This is a genomic window from Rhodoferax sp. (assembly GCF_034519335.1).
Lineage (GTDB): Bacteria > Pseudomonadota > Gammaproteobacteria > Burkholderiales > Burkholderiaceae_C > Allorhodoferax.
This window is the reverse complement of sequence record NZ_JAXHOL010000030.1, coordinates 1-17,432: the sequence shown is the minus strand read 5'-3', so window position 1 is coordinate 17,432 and position 17,432 is coordinate 1. Positions and strand designations below refer to the sequence as shown.

Below are 17,432 nucleotides of genomic sequence, written 5' to 3'. Positions count from 1 at the left end.
CCATGTCCATGCTGCCACCCGAATTCCAGAGCCGTCGTGCCTTTCTGCGCCGCAGCGGCCAGCTCGCGCTGAGCGGCACCGCGCTGCCCTTTGCGCTGAACCTGGCCGCCATTGGCGAGGCCGCCGCCTTCAACGCACCGGCTGGGGACTACAAGGCCCTGGTGTGCGTGTTTTTGTTTGGCGGCAATGACTACGCCAATACCGTCGTGGCTTACGACGACCCGAGCTACAACCAGTACAGCACCATCCGCGGTGGCGCCGCCGGGCAAACTGCAGGCGGCATTGCGCTGGCCAAGGCGGCGCTCACCCCCACGCGCCTGGTTCCTCTCACGCCGCCGGTGGACACGCTGGGTGCCACGACCCGCGAGTACGCGCTGCACCCGGCCATGACCGGGCTGGCCAATCTGTTCAATATCGGCAGGGCGGCGGTGCAGCTCAATGTGGGGCCGCTGGTGGTGCCACTCACGCGCGCCCAGTACAACAACAGCAACCGCACGCTCTACCCGCGTCCACCGCAGCTGTTTTCGCACAACGACCAGCAGTCGCTGTGGCAGTCGTCCTCGCCCGAAGGTTCCACCGTGGGCTGGGGCGGCAACATGGGGGATGTGGTGCTGCAAAACAGCCTCAACAGCAACTCGCTGTTCAGCTGTATGTCGGTCTCGGGCAACGCGGTGTTCTTGTCGGGCGACACGGCGCTGCAGTACCAGGTCAGCACCTCGGGCGCCATCAAGATTCGCCCGGCCACCGACACCACGGTCTACGGCTCGTCCTCGGTGCGCAGCACCATCGACAGCCTGATCCGCCAGGCCCGCACCCACAAGCTGGAGAACGAGTACAACATCGTCACGGCCCGCGCCCTGTCCGCCGAGGCCTCGGTGACCAATGCGCTGGCCTTGAGCCCGCCAGCCTTCGGAACCGCGCCCAATCTGCGCCCCTTCCAGGCCACCTTTGGCACGGATGCTTTGTCGACCCAACTGCAAATGGTGGCGCGACTGATCAAGGGCCGCAATGTGCTGGGCGCGCGGCGCCAGGTGTTTTTTGTGTCCATGGGCGGCTTTGACCTGCACGACAACCTGGTCGCGCAGCAGGCCACCCTGATGGGCCGGCTGAGCACGGCCATGACGGCGTTTTACGAAGCGACCGACGAGATGGGCGTGGCTAACCAGGTGACGGCGTTCACTGCATCCGACTTTGGCCGCACGCTGGCTTCCAACGGCGATGGCTCGGACCACGGCTGGGGTAGTCACCACCTGGTGGTGGGCGGTGCGGTGAATGGCCAGCGCTTTTACGGCGTGGCCCCTCCCATCAGCGTGAGCGATGCCAAGGACGCGGGCGGCAACTACCTGCCCGAGAACGCCTGGCATGTGGGCCAGGGCCGCTTGCTGCCACGCACCTCGGTCGACCAGTACGCGGCGACGCTGGCCAAGTGGTTTGGTGTGACGGACGCCGAGATGCCAGGCGTCTTGCCCAAGATCGCGAACTTCGGCACGGCGGCCAGCCGGCCGGACTACCCGACCGATCTTGGTTTTATGCAATAAACGCTATTGATTTGGTAGCTGCTCGCGCATATTCCACGAGGGCTAGGGCCCTGAATGGCTTGATTTTCAGGCTGCGGGCTTGTCGATGCCCAGTTCGGCCAGCTCTGCATCGGTGAACACGCGGGAGCGGGTGTGGAAGGCTTTGCCTTCGGGCCCTTCGAGCGAGAAGGTGCCCCCAACGCCTTCGATCACGTCGATGATGAGTTGCGTGTGTTTCCAGTATTCGTACTGGGCTTTGCCGATGTAGAACGGGCTGCCACCGATGTCGCCCAGGTACATGTCGCCCGCCCCCATGGTGATTTCGCCGGGCAGGTAGCAGTTGGCAGCGCTGTTGTCGCAGCAGCCTCCGCTTTGGTGAAACATCAATTCCGGGCCGTGTTTCGTTTTCAGGAAAGCCGCCAGTTCCAGGGCGGCGGGGGTGGCTACTACTTTGTCGACCATGCTTTGTCTCCTTGTGGAAGGACCGCTGAAGTTGCGATGTTGGCACTCGCAGCGCAGCGGCTCGGTTGGCGCTCGCAACGCGGCAATCCGACAGGGCGGCCACCTCATACTGGGGTACCAGAAATCGGCGGCCGCCCTGTCGGGTCACCGCGTTGGACGTTGGCGCGCCACGTGGGTTCCAAAGGGCTGCTTTGTCTGTGCCTCCACGGCGCTAGCGCAGTAGCGGGCTGGGGCATCCCCCCGATTTGAGTACCTCGAAACTTCGTTTTCTGGTACCCCAGTATGAGGGGGGAGGTTCCAGCCCGCTGCTGCGCGGCTCGGCGCGAAGTAACGCGACGCGAGCCGATACGACTTAGAAGAAGCCCAGCTTGTTCTCAGAGTAAGACACCAGCAGGTTCTTGGTCTGCTGGTAGTGGTCCAGCATCATCTTGTGGGTTTCGCGGCCAATGCCGGATTCCTTGTAGCCACCAAAGGCTGCGTGCGCAGGGTAGGCGTGGTAGCAGTTGGTCCACACACGGCCCGCCTTGATGGCGCGGCCCATGCGGTAGGCCACGTTGCCGTTGCGGCTCCATACGCCGGCGCCCAAACCGTAGAGCGTGTCATTGGCAATGGCCAGTGCTTCGGCTTCGTCTTTGAACGTGGTGACGGCCAGCACCGGGCCGAAGATTTCTTCCTGGAAGATGCGCATCTTGTTGTGGCCCTTGAACAGCGTGGGTTGCACGTAGTAGCCGCCTTCCAGGTCACCGCCCAGATGGGCCTGCCCGCCGCCGGCCAATACTTCGGCACCTTCTTGTTTGCCCAGGTCCAGGTAGCTCAGGATCTTGGTCAGCTGCTCTTTGCTGGCCTGCGCGCCCATCATGCTGTCGGTGTCCAGCGGGTTCTTGTGCTGGATGGCGGCGATGCGCTTGAGCACACGTTCCATGAACTTGTCATAGATCGATTCCTGAATCAGCGCACGGCTAGGGCAGGTGCAGACCTCGCCCTGGTTGAAGGCGAACAGCACCAAGCCCTCAATGGCCTTGTCCAGGAAGGCATCGTCCTTGTCCATGATGTCGGCAAAGAACACATTGGGGCTCTTGCCGCCCAGTTCCAGCGTGGCGGGAATCAGGTTGTTGGCGGCGGCCTGGGCGATCACGCGGCCGGTGGTGGTGGAGCCGGTGAAGGCGATCTTGGCGATGCGTTTGCTGGTGGCCAATGGCATGCCGGCTTCTCGGCCGTAGCCGTTGACGATGTTGAGCACGCCGGGTGGCAGCAGATCCGCAATCAGCTCGGCCATGATCAGGATGGAAATGGGCGTGGACTCCGCAGGCTTGAGCACCACGCAGTTGCCGGCGCCAATGGCGGGGGCCAGCTTCCAGGCGGCCATCAGGATGGGGAAGTTCCACGGAATGATCTGGCCCACCACGCCTAGGGGTTCCTGGATGTGGTACGCCACCGTGTTCTCATCGATATTGCTCAAGGCGCCTTCTTGCGCCCGCACGCAGCCTGCAAAGTAGCGAAAGTGGTCCACGGTGAGCGGGATGTCAGCGTTCAGCGTTTCGCGGATGGCCTTGCCGTTGTCCACGGTCTCGGCGTAGGCCAGTAGCTCCAGGTTTTGTTCAATGCGGTCGGCGATCTTGAGCAGGATGTTGCTGCGCGTGGCGGCATCGGTTTTGCCCCAGGCATCGCTGGCGGCGTGGGCGGCGTCCAGTGCCAGCTCGATGTCTTCTGCCGTCGACCGGGCGGCCTTGGTGTAGACCTTGCCGCTGACCGGCGTGATCACATCAAAGTACTGGCCCTTGACCGGGGCCACCCACTTGCCGCCGATGAAGTTGTTGTACTGGGCTTTGTAGGTGATCTTGGCGCCTGCGGCGCCGGGTGCTGCGTAAATAGCCATGGTTGTCGTCCTCTTGTGGTTGCTGTGCGTGCCTGCATCGGGCTGCCCGGCAGGTGCATAGGTATCTCAAGACGCGTGCCATGCGGGCGCTGTTGGCAGGCCTTTGATTTCATTGGGTTTGTTGCGCCGCAGCACCCTCGTGCAAGCTGTCCGCAAGCCAGGGCTGTCACGATTCGCAACAGTGACAGGTGTCACAAAATGGAACAGTTGGACCTGCAGGGTGGTGTGCGGCATTGCCTCGCCCACCCACCGCCCCCATACTGTGCCAAAGCGGGGCGACCACGACCCCGCGCAGGAGACAACGTGCGACAAACCTCCCCCGTGCTGGCCTTGCGACAGGCCCGCCAACAGCTGCTGGAAACCGGCCAATGCCCCGTGGGCGTGTTGGACGAACGTTTGGTCCGCTCGTGGCATCGCAGCCTGGCCGCAGGGCTGGCGCCTGCCGGCCGTGCGGCCACCGACCACGCCGGCAGTGCCAGCCTGCGCCAGGCGCTGGCCAACAGCCATGCCCTGCTGGCCCACTCGCGCCCGGTGATGGAATACGTGTTTGAACAAGTGCGCCACAGCCAGAGCGTGGTCGTGCTGGCCGACCCGCATGGCATGCTCATGCACACGCTGGGCGATGTGAGTTTTGTCGGCAAAGCCGAGCGTGTGGCGTTGACCAGCGGTGCCTCGTGGCACGAGGCGCACCGGGGCACCAACGCCATTGGCACCGCGCTGGTGGAGCGCAGCGCGGTAGAGATCCATGGCGGCGAACATTTCCTGGAGCGCAACGGGTTTCTGACCTGCGCAGCCTCGCCCATCCTGTCGGCCACGGGCGAGCTCATGGGCGTGCTCGACATTTCTGGCGACCACCGCCATGGCCACGGCCACACGCTGGGCCTGGCCAGCACGGCGGCCCGCATGATCGAGAACCGGCTCATGCTGGCCACCTGCAAACGCAACATCCGCCTGCACCTGCACACCCAGCCCGAGGGCATTGGCAGCATGGCCGAGGGCATCGTCGCGCTGTCGGACGACGGCTGGGTGGTCGGCGCCAACCGCGTGGGGCTGGCCCTGCTGCGGCTCAGCGTAGGCGACATTGGCGCGACCTTGTTGGAGCGTGTGCTGGATGTGCGGCTGGACGACTTGCTGTCGCGCCACAAACGCCGCCCCCAGCAGGTGCAGCAGCTGCGCCTGCACAACGGCGCCGTGCTGTTTGCCCAGGTGCAGGTGGATGCGGCGGTGCTACCAGTTACCAACCTGTCCGTATTGGCCCCGGCCCCTGCCAGCCATTGCGACGCGCTGGCCGCGCTGGACACGGGTGACGCCCGCTGGCGCAGCGCCGCCGACAAGGCGCGCCGCGTGGTGGCCAAGCCGATTCCCGTGCTGATCCAGGGCGAGTCGGGCGTGGGCAAAGAACTCTTCGCCCGTGCCCTGCACGCCAGCGGCCCACGCCGCGCGGCGCCGTTTGTGGCCATCAACTGCGGCGCGATTCCTGAGAGCCTGATCGAGTCGGAGTTGTTTGGCTACGTGGCCGGTGCCTTCACCGGCGCGCGCAAAGAGGGTAGCCTGGGCCGCCTGCGCGAGGCCGAGGGCGGCACGCTGTTTTTGGACGAGATTGGCGATATGCCCCTGCCCATGCAGACCCGGCTGCTGCGCGTGCTGCAGGAGCGCACCGTCACGCCCGTGGGTGCGGGCAAGGCGGTGGCGGTGGACTTTGCACTCGTGTGCGCCACGCACAGCAAGCTGGCCGAGGCGGCCGAGCAGGGCCGCTTTCGTCACGACCTGTACTACCGTATCAACGGCCTCACCGTGCAGCTGCCAGCGTTGCGCGAGCGCAGCGACTTTGCCGCGCTGACCGAGCGCCTGCTGGCCGACCTGAGCCCGGAGCGCGAAGTGCAACTGGCCCCCGAGCTGCTGGCCCGCCTGAGCGCCCACGCCTGGCCCGGCAACCTGCGCCAGTACGCCAGCGTGCTACGCACCGCCTGCGCCATGCTGCTGGACGGGGAGGACACGCTGGACTGGGCGCACATGCCCGACGACCTGGTGGACGCACTCCAAGTGGGTGATGTCGCGAAGACGGTGGTTGTGGAGCCAGCCGTGACCCAAGCCCCGCAAAGCCTGCAGGCCCTGGGCCACGCCGCCATCCAGCAGGCGCTGGAGGCTGCGCGCGGCAACATGTCCTTGGCCGCCCGCCAGTTGGGTATCAGCCGGCAGACGCTGTACCGCAAGCTGCGCCCGGCAGCATGAGCACCTTGGTGCTATGAATTTGCTATTAAATCAATAGCTGTTTGCGCATATTTGGCGAGGGCTGGAGGTCGATATGAGCAAAAATCAGCCTTCTAGAAGCGGCTTTAAATACCGCCCCGTGTGGCTGGCCGGGTTGGCCGCAATGTCTTCCGGCGTGCCCACGCCCACCACCGTGCCCCCACCGGCGCCGCCTTCGGGGCCGATGTCGATCAGCCAGTCCGCGGTTTTGATCACGTCCAGGTTGTGCTCGATGATGACGATGGTGTTGCCCGCGTCGCGCAGCTGGTGCAGCACCTTGAGCAGCAGTGCAATGTCGGCAAAGTGCAGGCCGGTGGTGGGCTCGTCCAGGATGTAGAGCGTGCGGCCGGTGTCGCGCTTGGAGAGTTCCAGCGCCAGCTTCACGCGCTGCGCCTCGCCGCCCGACAGCGTGGTGGCCGCCTGGCCCAGGCGGATGTAGGACAGGCCCACGTCCAGCAGGGTTTGCAGCTTGCGCGCGATGGTGGGCACGGCGTGCAGGAACTCGTAGGCGGCTTCCACCGTCATGTCCAGAATCTGCGCGATGTTCTTGCCCTTGTAGAGCACTTCCAGCGTCTCGCGGTTGTAGCGCTGCCCGGCGCACACGTCGCAGGGCACGTACACGTCGGGCAGAAAGTGCATCTCCACCTTCACCATGCCGTCGCCCTGGCAGGCTTCGCAGCGGCCGCCGGCCACGTTGAAGCTGAAGCGCCCCGGGCCGTAGCCGCGTTCGCGCGCGGTGGGTACCTCGGCCATCAGCTCGCGGATGGGGGTGAACAGGCCGGTGTAGGTGGCCGGGTTGCTTCGCGGCGTGCGGCCAATCGGGCGACTGGTCGACGTTGATGACCTTGTCGAAGTACTGGATGCCGTCAATGCTCTCGTGCGCTGCGGGCTCGTCGTGCGCGCGGTAGAGCTGGCGCGCCACGGCGGCGTACAGCGTGTCGTTCACCAGCGTGCTTTTGCCCGAGCCGGACACGCCGGTCACGCAGGTGAGCAGGCCTACCGGGAAATCGACGTTCACGTTCTTCAGGTTGTGGCCGCTGGCGCCGCTGATGCGGATGGCCTGCATGTCGCCCTGGGTGGCGATGTGGTGGGCTTGACGTTCGGCCCACGCCAGAGCGGCCTTGCTGGGCGCGCCTTTGCCACCGGCTGCTTTGGCGACGGGCTTGGCTTCTGCCACCACGGGCAGCCAGGGCGTGCGGCGCTTGGGCACTTCAATCTGCAGCGTTTTGGCCAGGTACTGGCCGGTCAGCGAATCGGGGTGGGCCTTGACCTCGTCAAACGTGCCCTGGGCAATGACGCGCCCGCCGTGCACGCCCGCACCCAGACCCATATCAATGACATGGTCTGCCGCGCGCATCATGTCCTCGTCGTGCTCCACCACCAGCACGCTGTTGCCAATGTCGCGCAGATGCTGCAGCGTGCCAATCAGGCGGTCGTTGTCGCGCTGGTGCAGGCCGATGCTGGGCTCGTCCAGCACATACATCACGCCGGTCAGGCCCGAGCCGATTTGTGACGCCAGGCGGATGCGTTGGCTCTCGCCACCGCTCAGGGTCTCGGCACTGCGGTCCAGGCTCAGGTAGTTCAGGCCCACGTCGTTCAAAAACTTGAGCCGCAGGCCAATCTCGCGGATCACCTTGGACGCGATTTCGCCACGCGCACCGGGCATCTGCAACGTGTTGAAGTAATCAAAGCTCTCGCGCAGCGTGGCGTGGCTGATCTCGTAGATGGCGCGGGCCTGGTCGCCTTCGCCCACTTTCACATGGCGCGCTTCCTTGCGCAGGCGCGAGCCCCCGCAGTCGGGGCAGGGCTGGGTGCTGCGCAGGCGGCCCAGGTCTTCGCGCACCAGGGCCGAATCGGTCTCGCGGTAGCGCCGCTGCATATTGGGGATGATGCCTTCGAAGGGGTGTTTCTTGGTAACCTTCTTGCCTTGCTGGGCACCCGAGTCCATCACGTAGCTGAACTTGATCTCTTCCTCGCCCGAGCCAAACAGGATGGCGTTTCGCACGTGCTCTGGCAGGCTCTCGAACGACGCGTCGATGTCGAACTGGTAGTGCTTGGCCAGGCTCTCCAGCATGCTGAAGTAGTAGCCGTTGCGCCGGTCCCAGCCCTTGATGGCGCCGCTGGCCAGGCTCAGCGTGGGGAAGGCGACCACGCGCGTGGGATCAAAGAACTCGTGGTTGCCCAGGCCGTCGCAGGTGGGGCAGGCGCCCACGGGCGAGTTGAAGGAGAACAGCCGGGGCTCCAGCTCGGCAATCGAGTAGTTGCAGATCGGGCAGGCGAATTTGGCGTTAAACAGGTGCTCGGCCCCGGTGTCCATCTCCAGCGCAATCGCCCGGCCACCGGCCAGGCGCAGGGCCGCTTCAAAGCTTTCGGCCAAGCGCTGCTTCAGGTCGGCGCGCACCTTGATGCGGTCCACCACCACGTCAATGTCGTGTTTTTCTGTCTTCTTCAGTTTGGGCAGGTTTTCCGCTTCCACGGCTTCGCCGTTGATGCGAAAGCGCACATAGCCTTGGGCCTGCATGTCGGCAAACACCTCCAGAAACTCGCCCTTTTTCTCGCGCGCTACGGGAGCGAGGATCATCAGTTTGGTTTCTTCGGGCAGGGCCAGCACTGCGTCCACCATCTGGCTGACCGTCTGGCTTTGCAGCGGCAAGTTGTGGTCCGGGCAAAACGGGGTGCCCGCGCGGGCGAACAGCAGGCGCAGGTAGTCGTGGATTTCGGTCACCGTGCCTACGGTGGAGCGCGGGTTATGGCTGGTGGCCTTTTGCTCGATGCTGATGGCGGGCGACAGGCCCTCGATCATGTCCACATCAGGCTTGTCCATGAGCTGCAGGAACTGCCGCGCGTAGGTGCTCAGGCTCTCCACATAGCGGCGCTGGCCTTCGGCGTACAGCGTGTCAAACGCCAGGCTGGACTTGCCTGAGCCCGACAGCCCTGTGATCACCACCAGCTGGTTGCGCGGGATGTCCAGGTCGATGTTCTTGAGGTTGTGGGTGCGGGCGCCCCGCACGCTGATGTTCTGCTGCTGCAGGGCCCGGGCGAGGTACTTGCCGTCGTCAGTGGGAGAGTTCAAGGGTGTGGCCGCCAAAGGAGTAACCCGCCATGATAGACAATGTCGGGCTGCGGTGTCGCCCCCTGGTTTCTGCCGCCTTTATTGCCCGAGAGTGACTGCCGTGTCTGCCCCCTCTGTTCCCGATACCACCATGACGCCGCTGGAGCGGCGCTCCAGTGCCTCGCTGGCACTGATTTTTGCCTTGCGCATGCTGGGGCTGTTTTTGGTGCTTCCGGTGTTTGCGCTGGAGGCGCGCAAATACCCCGGTGGCGACGACACGGCACTGGTGGGTATGGCCATGGGCATTTATGGCCTCACCCAGGGGCTGTTACAAATCCCGTTTGGCATCGCCTCAGATCGCTTTGGACGCAAACCTGTCATGGTGCTGGGCTTGTTTGTGTTTGCAGCGGGCAGCGCCATTGCTGCCTGGGCGCCCACACTCCATTGGTTGGTGGCGGGGCGCGCTTTGCAAGGAGCTGGTGCCATTTCTGCGGCGGTGACCGCCCTTTTGGCTGACCAGACCCGCGACGCTGTGCGTACCAAGGCCATGGCGCTGGTGGGAGCCAGTATTGGCCTGGTGTTTGCGGTGTCTCTGGTGCTGTCGCCTCTGCTGGCGGCCTATGTGGGTTTGCATGGCCTGTTTGCCTTGACATCCCTGTTGGCCGTGGGGGGGATTGCGGTGGTTCTGTGGTGGGTGCCGCCTGAACCGGCCCAGCAGGTAGACCAGGCGCGCGGGGGCTTGCTGGCCGTGCTGCGCCAGCCCGCACTGCTGCGCCTGAACGTGGGTGTTTTTGTGCTGCACGCCGTGCAGCTGGCGATGTGGGTGGCGTTGCCGGCCCTGCTGGTGCAGGCCGGGCTGGTGCGTGATTTGCACTGGCAGGTGTACCTGCCAGCGGTGCTGGCCTCGTTTGTGGTGATGGGTGCCGTCCTGTTCCCGCTGGAAAAACGTGGGTATTTGCGGGCCGTGTTTTTGGTGGCCATTGGATTGATCGGTCTGGTGCAGCTGGTGCTACTCGTGCTGAGTGGATCGACGCCGGGCATTTGGACGCTGGGGCTACTGCTGCTGGTGTTCTTCTGCGGCTTCAATGTGCTGGAAGCCAGTCAGCCCAGCCTGGCGTCGCGGGTGGCACCCGCCGCGTCGCGTGGTGCAGCGCTGGGGGTGTACAACACCTTGCAGTCGCTGGGATTTTTCACCGGAGGCGCTGTGGGGGGCTGGCTCGTGAAGTCAACTGGACCGCAGGCCCTGTTTGGCGCCTGTGCGCTGGCGATGCTGGCTTGGCTGGTGGTGGCTTGGCCCATGCGGGCTCCGGCGGCCCGGGCAGCGGCATAATCTGCGATTAATCTGGAGAAAGTCCCATGGCATCCGTCAACAAAGTCATTCTGGTCGGCAATTGCGGCCGCGATCCCGAAATCCGCTATCTGCCTTCCGGTCAGGCGGTGGCGAACGTCAGCGTAGCCACCAGCAGCCGCCGCAAGGACAAGAACACCGGCGAATCCATTGAAGACACCCAGTGGCACCGTGTCACCTTTTATGACCGATTGGCCGAGATTGCCGGTGAATACGTGAAAAAAGGCCGTCCTATCTACGTGGAAGGTCGCCTCAAGTACGGCAAGTACACCGACCAGTCGGGCGTCGAAAAAAACACTGTCGACATTGTGGCCACCGAGCTGCAACTGCTGGGCGGCCGTGAAGGCATGGGTGGCCCTGCTGGTGATGGCGATGAGGGCGGTGGTTACCAGCAGGCTCCCCGCCGCGCCGCGCCGCCACCCCGTGCCGCGGCCCCTGCGCCGGCGCCTCGCCAGGCCCCTGCACCACGCCCAGCCAGTGGTTTTGACGACATGGACGACGACATTCCGTTCTGACCCAACGCCAGGCAAAGAAAAAGCGACCCGAGGGTCGCTTTTTCTTTGGGCGGATGGCTGGATTAGAAGGTGCGGCCTTTGGTCACGGTTTCGCGGACGATTTTCCAGCTGTCCCCCACACGGGTCAGGGACAGAGTTTTCTCCACGCTGTCACGGTAGTCCACCGAGCCATATTCCTGTTTGAACGAAACTTCTGCGCTTTGGGCATCGCAGGCCAGCTGCTTGATGTCGCTGATGGCAGCTTGGATGTCGCCTTGTTTGCCGATGCGTTTCTTGCGCAGGTTTTCCCAGGCGTTACGGCTCAGGCCCATGGCTGGGACAAAGTTGGCGGCGTAGTGGCCTAAATAGCTGTTTGCATCCTTGGAGTTCCAAGCCGCCAGCCAGGTTTGAACTGCTGAGGGGATCTGGGTGCAGGCCTGTGCCACGGGGTCAGGTTTGGGCACCACAGGGGCTGGCGCTACCACGACGGGAGCGGGCGGTGGCTCCGGCGGTACCGGTTTGAGGCTTGCCATGGGCACGGGAGTTTTCTCAATGGAGGGCAGGGTGTGGCTGCTGCATTCCATCAGGTCGTCCTTGTCCTCGGTGCCGCCTGCCGTGCTGGGCAGATCGGTCGACAGCGGACGTAATTGCAGCGCCTGGAGTAGAGAGCCTGATGAGGCCAGTACCCGTGCATGGGCTAGTTGCAGGTCGTACTCAGCATTGGCCAGCGCGCGGCGCGCTTGGTAGTACTCGTTTTCTGTATCCAGCAAGTCCAGCAGGGAGCGCTGGCCAATATCGAACTGCTGCTGGTAGGCCACGCGGGCCTTGGAAGTGGATAGCTCATGCTGTTGCAGCAACTTGATTTGTGAGCCCAGGCGCACAGAGTCGTTGTAGGCAATCTGGCCAGTCTGCCATGTGTCGCGACAGGCTTTGTCGCGCAGGTCGAAGGCGACATTGAGTTTTGCGGCGTATTGCTTGATCTTGGCGATGTCCGAGCCGCCACGGAACAAGTTGTAGCTCAGTACCAGTTCCAGCACGGAGTCGCGGTAATCACCGTTGACTCCGCTCTGGTTGGTTTCAAAGCTTTGGCGTGCACGGAACTCCAGCGTTGGGTAGAGCGGTGACTTGCGCAGGTTCATGTCGGCGCGGAATGCGCGTAGGGTCGAGACTGACGCCAGAAAATCCGGGTTTTGGGCGACGGCCCCCCTTAAAAACTCAATGCCTTGGGGCATGGCACCCACCAGCGGCTGGGGCGGGTTAAGGGTGGCGGCAGGAATGTCACCGACCAAGCGTTGGTAGCGGGCCGACACGTCATGCAGGTTGCTGACTTCGGTGATCCAGTTGGACTCGGCGAGCGCCATGCGGCCTGAGGCTTGTTCCAAGTCCACCCGCCGTCCCACCCCAGCCTGTACTTTCTGATTCAGGCGTTCATACACTTCGCGATGGGTAAGCAGGTTGTCTGCGGCCATTTCGACCAGCTCGCGGTAGCGGATCACATCCAGATAGGCGCGTGCCGTTTCCAGTCCAATCTGGTTGCTGGCAGATTGGAGTTCGTAGTAGCTGGCTTGTTGGGTATGACTCAGCCGGCGCACCTCGTTCAGGGTGGCGAAGCCGTCAAACAGGGTTTGGCGCAACTGGATGCTGGCACGGTTGGCGTTGTAGGACTTGGCGTCTGCCAGTGAGGGTTTGACGGTCTCGTTGGTCGAGGTTCCAGCTTCCAGGTCCACCCGCGGTAACCAAGCGCCTTCTGCGGACTTGCGTTCTTGCTGGGAAGCTTCGAAATTGTGGAAGCGGTACTTGACTTCTGGGTTCTGCAGAACTGCGCGCTCCACAGCGTCTTTGAGCGTGGTCGGGGAGGCGGTGAGATTTGTCGTTTGGGCCTGAACCCCCCACGTGAGGGTGATAAGCGCAATAGCTTGGCTGATAGTTGTCAGTCGGGTCATGGATAGAAACTTCTTTGGGTTCAAGCGTGCCATGCTTGTGTGTAGAGAGATACGCTATGCTAATCTTTCGCCCAGCGCCTGCCGCAGGATTATCGTGGAGTCCATCTTTTTTGGACACCCTTTGGCTACTACTCCAAGGCGGTAAACCCGGCCTAAATGCGATGGATTTCACGTTATCCGCACTTTTTTTGCAAGGCCCCGGCGCCCATGAGTAGGAGCGCTTGCCGCCGCTTTATGCGCGTGGCTTCATGGCGCGGCTTGTCAGCCCTTGTGTGCTGTCTCGCTCTGGGGCTAATGGTTGATGCAGCTATTGGGGCTGCCGACTTTGACAAGCTGTTGTCCAGTTTGACCCAGCGTTGGGGTAATGCACCTACGGCCAAGTTCAATGCTTGGCGGGCGGTGGTGCAGGCCAGTATTGCCGCTTCTGATGCAGAGCGCATCAAGCGGATGAACAGTTTTTTTAATCAGCAACTGCAGTTTGCAGAGGATGGCGTGGTGTGGTCGCAGCCGGATTATTGGGCGACTCCCATGGAGTCGATAGGACGTGGTGCTGGGGATTGCGAAGATTTTTCCATCGCAAAGTACTTCACCTTGTTACAGACTGGATTGGCGCCAGACAAGCTGCGACTGATTTATGTTCGTGCCAAAACAGGTGGCGCAGAAGGTGCGCCGACGCAGGCCCACATGGTGTTGGCCTATTACGCGCAGCCTGACGCAGAACCCCTGATCATGGACAACCTGATCCCTGATATCCGGCCCGCTTCCCGTCGGCCGGATTTGGTGCCGGTTTTCAGTTTTAACAGCGCGGGCGTCTTTGCTGGCATCGCGGGTGGCGGGTCAGCTGCCGCAGGAGGAACAGGGCGGTTGTCGCGCTGGGAAGATTTGCTGCAGCGCGCCAGGGCAGAAGGTTTTGAATAAGTCGTTGGCCTGAGGAGATAGTTATGTCGATGTACCGTCAGTTGTGGTTGGCCATTGTGGCCAGTATGTTGCTGGCCTTGGGTGGAAGTTTGCTGGCTTCTTTGCTCAGTGCCCGTGGGTACTTGGAGTCCCAGTTGGCAATCAAAAATACGGACAACGCAACAGCACTGGCGTTGTCCCTGAGCCAGGGAAATCCTGATGCGGTGATTGCAGATCTGGTGGTGGCGTCTTTGTTCGACAGTGGCCATTACGAGCTAATCCGTATCACTGATCCTGCGGGCAAGCCTATATCTGAGCGGGTGAGCGAAGCCAAAGAAGCTGGGGCTCCTGCTTGGTTCATTCATTTATTGCCCATCGCTGCCAGCCCAGGGCAAGCGCAAATTACCAGCGGCTGGAAGCAGTTTGGTACCGTGACTTTGGTCAGCCACAGCCGATTTGCCTATGGAGCATTGTGGAAGAGTGCATACGAAATGGTGCTCGCCCTGTGTGTGGCAGGTGTGGTGGGCGGTTTGCTGGGGTCTATGGTGTTAGGACGCATCCGCAAGCCCTTAAACACGGTAATTGAACAGGCTCGGGCCATTACCCAACGCCGGTTTGTGACAGTTGATGAACCCAAGGTGCCCGAACTCAAGCAGTTGGCGATTGCCATGAATGCTACGGTGGGACGCCTCAAGAGCATGTTCGAGGAGGAAGCATCCCGTTTGGAGGTGGTGCGGCAAGAAGCCAATTTCGATCCGTTGACGGGATTGGCTAACCGTTCGCATTTTATGGCGCGCTTGCGGCAATGTATTGACGCCGAGGACTCTGTGGGTGGCGGATTGGTCTTGGTGCGTTTGGCCAATCTTGCGGAGATCAACCGGCGCCTTGGGCGCCAAGCGACGGACGACTTTTTGAAAGCCGCTGGAAATGCGATCGCTGCCTGTGCCCGCAGTGTGCCGAACGGGGTCGGTGCGCGGCTTAATGGGGCCGATTTTGCCGTGCTGTTGCCTGGAGATCGAGCCGGAATTGCCTTGGCACGGCAGCTCTTGGCGCAATTGGTGCAGGTGGCGGCCCCCTTCGTCGACGGACAATCCAGTGCTTGGCTGGGTGTTGGGCAGTTTGACCAAGGTGAGGACATGGGAGGGCTTTTGGCGCGTGTGGACTTGGCGCTAGCCTCAGTGGAGGCGGGTCATGCGGATGGGGTACTTGAAGCGCTGCGTGACACGACGGATGAAATGCCACGCACGGCAGATCAGTGGTCTGTGATGATTCTGCGTGCCTTGGAGCACGGTTGGGTTCGATTGATTTCCTTTCCCGTTGTCAATGCAGAGGGTGGGTTGTCGCACCGTGAGTGCCCCCTGCGGTTGATGTTTGATGAAAAGGGGGAGTGGCTTCCAGCGGGCAGATTTTTACCCGTGGCTGAGCGTTTGAAGCTGACTCCCGCCTTGGATCTGGCGGCGGTTCAGTTGGGCTTGAAAGAGCTTCGTGCCCAGCCGCAATTGAATGGGTTGGCAATCAATCTGTCGGCAAGCTCAATGCAGGACTCGCAGTTTGGGGCACGATTGATGTCTTTAATTGATACCCACAAAGATGTGGCTAGGCGCTTGTGGTTAGAAGTGTCAGAGGCCGGAGCACTGCAACATCTGCCTGCATTTAAAGTGTTGTGTAATCAACTCAAGAGCCGGGGGTGCCGTACGGGCCTCGAACATTATGGCCACCATTTCAGCCAGATTGGCTTGCTGCATGAGTTGGGTTTGGACTATCTTAAAGTCGATGCAAGTTTTGTGCGCGGAGTGGATGCCAATGCAGGGAACGCGGCTTTCCTTAAGGGGCTATGCAGCATTGCCCACAATATCGGCCTGCAGGTACTGGCGGAAGGGGTTGCCACCAGTGCAGAGTTAACTGCGCTGGTAGGCTTGGGATTTGACGGTGCAACTGGTCCGGGTGTTCAGTCAAGTGTTGTTGACTAATTGGGGGGTAGTCTCAATCTGAGACTAATTTGTTGTTACCCAATAAGTTGGCGATCAACGCTGCGTCGGAAGTGCTGCCATATAGAGAAGACAAATTAACCCCAGTAAGCACGATTTGTTGCGTTTCGGCGGACGTTGTGTAAGTGCCGCCTACTGTATGAGCGTCAGCAGCGAAACCTCCAGTGTGGCTGATATGAACAATCGTGTTTCCTCCCGAAACCTCGAAGTGCAGGTAGTCTTGCAAATTCCCCGAGTTTTCATTCTGAAGCAAGTCCTGCAAATTCAGAACATCGCCACCGGATGTTTGGGATGCTGTACTGAAGTTTGTGATGGTGTCTGTCGCAGGTGTCCCCGCATTGCCTTGATCGCCTAGGCGCCAAACAAAAACATCGGATATCAGATCAGTCGTGGAGCCGGTATTGCCTCCTGTCAGCGTATCGTTGCCTGTTCCGCCCCAAATAATGTCTGCCCCGCTTCCTCCGACCAAGGTGTCGGCACCGGCCCCCCCAACTAGGACATCGTTGCCTGTACCTCCGGTCAGGGTGTCCCCTCCGCCACCGCCAACCAGAACATCGTTTGTATTGGTACCTGTGAGTGAGTTTGCGGAGTTTGTTCCTGCTTGAAAGGCAGATGTGGACGCTCCCGTGAGAGTCATTGTTGTTGTGTTGCTTGCGCTATCGTTATTGGATATCTCTGAGGAGGTGCTTGCAACCGTAACTGTTGCATCGCTGGTAGAAAGAACGAATAAGTTGTGTGTGTCCCAGCTTGTAACATTCACACTTGTTGATCCGACGCTGCTCGAGAAAAAGTTGTTTCCATCTGTCAATATGGTTCCAACAGGAATCGCGCCGACTGTAATCGCCAAGGATTCTGATCCATCCAAATCTGTCAGGGCCGCTGTGATAGTTCCTATTGTGATACTTGATGCACTGTTGGACGGGATGGCATAGAACCCGCCGTCGTTAATGGCCGTGAATGGGCTGAGATCCACTCCGCTGTTTGTAATTACGCTGCTCGTGGAGTACAGCTTGTAATTGTTTGTGCCTAATGTTGAAAATGTTGCTGCAGTGGCTGAGCCTGTGATTTGATCGCCCAAGGTAAGGTTAAGCTCTCCCGCGCCATCTCCGTTGTAGTAAATAATTTCAACGCTGTAGTAGCCACTAGTTGTTACTACCTTCGGGGCAACGGTTGCATTTGCTGAGCTAGTGGTGGGAATGGCGCCCCAGTTGTTATGACCAGAGCTAAACATGTCGACCCCGCCAATCGTAACAAGCAGCGTGTCATCGCGAGTGCCACCTAAGGTATAGGTGTGTCCAGCTTCTAAATAGATAAACCCTGTGTATCTGTAGGCTGTATCGAATGCTGCAGCCGTTCCACCTACATTGCTGCCATTTGTTGTGGTCGTCGTGCTAGTCAGTGCTACTGTAGTTGCGATGGTTGATGCAGATGGTGTTGTCGCTTCAATATTTGCTTCTACGGTGGCAATGTTTCCTGCGTTGGCTGCGGAGACACTTGCGATGGCGGTGTAGTAACTGCGGGTCAACCCATCACCGGTGGCGATCACGGTGCTCGAGGTGTTTGTGAGGGTGCGTGTGCTGACTAACAGAGCTGGAGTATCGGCAT

At 61.4% G+C, this 17,432-nt stretch carries 11 protein-coding genes; 6 read left to right on the top strand and 5 right to left on the bottom strand.

What is annotated here, in order from left to right; translation table 11 throughout:
* Window positions 1-2 precede the first annotated feature (2 nt).
* The gene (locus tag U5O12_RS13000) at window positions 3-1,538 is read left to right on the top strand and encodes a DUF1501 domain-containing protein (protein WP_322579047.1); all 1,536 of its coding nucleotides are present in this window, start codon (window positions 3-5) and stop codon (window positions 1,536-1,538) included.
* 66 nt (window positions 1,539-1,604) lie between these two features.
* Here the strand turns inward: U5O12_RS13000 and U5O12_RS12995 are convergent, their stop codons facing one another.
* Complete coding sequence (locus U5O12_RS12995; RefSeq protein ID WP_322579046.1) at window positions 1,605-1,979, bottom strand: DUF779 domain-containing protein; 375 nt, start codon at window positions 1,977-1,979, stop codon at window positions 1,605-1,607.
* Window positions 1,980-2,331: 352 nt separating this feature from the next.
* On the bottom strand, window positions 2,332-3,855 hold the full coding sequence (locus tag U5O12_RS12990; RefSeq protein ID WP_322579045.1) for an aldehyde dehydrogenase family protein: 1,524 nt from the start codon (window positions 3,853-3,855) through the stop codon (window positions 2,332-2,334).
* A 303-nt stretch (window positions 3,856-4,158) separates the two neighbouring features.
* On the opposite strand from U5O12_RS12990, the gene U5O12_RS12985 reads away from it, so the two are divergent.
* The gene (locus U5O12_RS12985) at window positions 4,159-6,087 is read left to right on the top strand and encodes a sigma-54-dependent Fis family transcriptional regulator (RefSeq protein ID WP_322579044.1); all 1,929 of its coding nucleotides are present in this window, start codon (window positions 4,159-4,161) and stop codon (window positions 6,085-6,087) included.
* A 25-nt stretch (window positions 6,088-6,112) separates the two neighbouring features.
* On the opposite strand, the gene uvrA is transcribed toward U5O12_RS12985, so the two are convergent.
* Entirely contained in the window at window positions 6,113-9,178 is a 3,066-nt protein-coding gene (gene uvrA, locus U5O12_RS12980) for an excinuclease ABC subunit UvrA (protein ID WP_416221487.1), read from the bottom strand.
* Window positions 9,179-9,308: 130 nt separating this feature from the next.
* On the opposite strand from uvrA, the gene U5O12_RS12975 reads away from it, so the two are divergent.
* Together U5O12_RS12975 and ssb are read left to right on the top strand one after the other, a co-directional pair.
* Complete coding sequence (locus U5O12_RS12975) at window positions 9,309-10,487, top strand: MFS transporter (protein WP_322579180.1); 1,179 nt, start codon at window positions 9,309-9,311, stop codon at window positions 10,485-10,487.
* A 26-nt stretch (window positions 10,488-10,513) separates the two neighbouring features.
* On the top strand, window positions 10,514-11,020 hold the full coding sequence (ssb, locus tag U5O12_RS12970; protein WP_322579043.1) for a single-stranded DNA-binding protein: 507 nt from the start codon (window positions 10,514-10,516) through the stop codon (window positions 11,018-11,020).
* Window positions 11,021-11,082: 62 nt separating this feature from the next.
* Here ssb and U5O12_RS12965 read toward each other — a convergent pair whose 3' ends face one another.
* Window positions 11,083-12,942: a TolC family outer membrane protein gene (locus U5O12_RS12965; RefSeq protein ID WP_322579042.1), complete on the bottom strand. Its 1,860-nt coding sequence runs from the start codon at window positions 12,940-12,942 to the stop codon at window positions 11,083-11,085.
* Window positions 12,943-13,287: 345 nt separating this feature from the next.
* On the opposite strand from U5O12_RS12965, the gene U5O12_RS12960 reads away from it, so the two are divergent.
* On the top strand, window positions 13,288-13,860 hold the full coding sequence (locus U5O12_RS12960; protein ID WP_322579041.1) for a transglutaminase-like cysteine peptidase: 573 nt from the start codon (window positions 13,288-13,290) through the stop codon (window positions 13,858-13,860).
* 23 nt (window positions 13,861-13,883) lie between these two features.
* Window positions 13,884-15,809, top strand: a complete 1,926-nt coding sequence (locus U5O12_RS12955) for an EAL domain-containing protein (RefSeq protein WP_322579040.1) — start codon at window positions 13,884-13,886, stop codon at window positions 15,807-15,809.
* Between the two features lie 13 nt (window positions 15,810-15,822).
* Here U5O12_RS12955 and U5O12_RS12950 read toward each other — a convergent pair.
* Window positions 15,823-17,432: type I secretion C-terminal target domain-containing protein (locus U5O12_RS12950; RefSeq protein WP_322579039.1), on the bottom strand; the 1,610-nt coding region annotated here is incomplete at its 5' end.

Bases quoted from the DNA above. Each gene is read 5' to 3' on its own strand.
- U5O12_RS12975 (WP_322579180.1), top strand. From the start codon at position 9,309: ATGACGCCGCTGGAGCGGCGCTCCAGTGCCTCGCTGGCACTGATTTTT.
- U5O12_RS12965 (WP_322579042.1), bottom strand. From the start codon at position 12,942: ATGACCCGACTGACAACTATCAGCCAAGCTATTGCGCTTATCACCCTC.
- U5O12_RS13000 (WP_322579047.1), top strand. From the start codon at position 3: ATGTCCATGCTGCCACCCGAATTCCAGAGCCGTCGTGCCTTTCTGCGC.
- U5O12_RS12990 (WP_322579045.1), bottom strand. From the start codon at position 3,855: ATGGCTATTTACGCAGCACCCGGCGCCGCAGGCGCCAAGATCACCTAC.
- U5O12_RS12955 (WP_322579040.1), top strand. From the start codon at position 13,884: ATGTCGATGTACCGTCAGTTGTGGTTGGCCATTGTGGCCAGTATGTTG.
- ssb (WP_322579043.1), top strand. From the start codon at position 10,514: ATGGCATCCGTCAACAAAGTCATTCTGGTCGGCAATTGCGGCCGCGAT.
- U5O12_RS12995 (WP_322579046.1), bottom strand. From the start codon at position 1,979: ATGGTCGACAAAGTAGTAGCCACCCCCGCCGCCCTGGAACTGGCGGCT.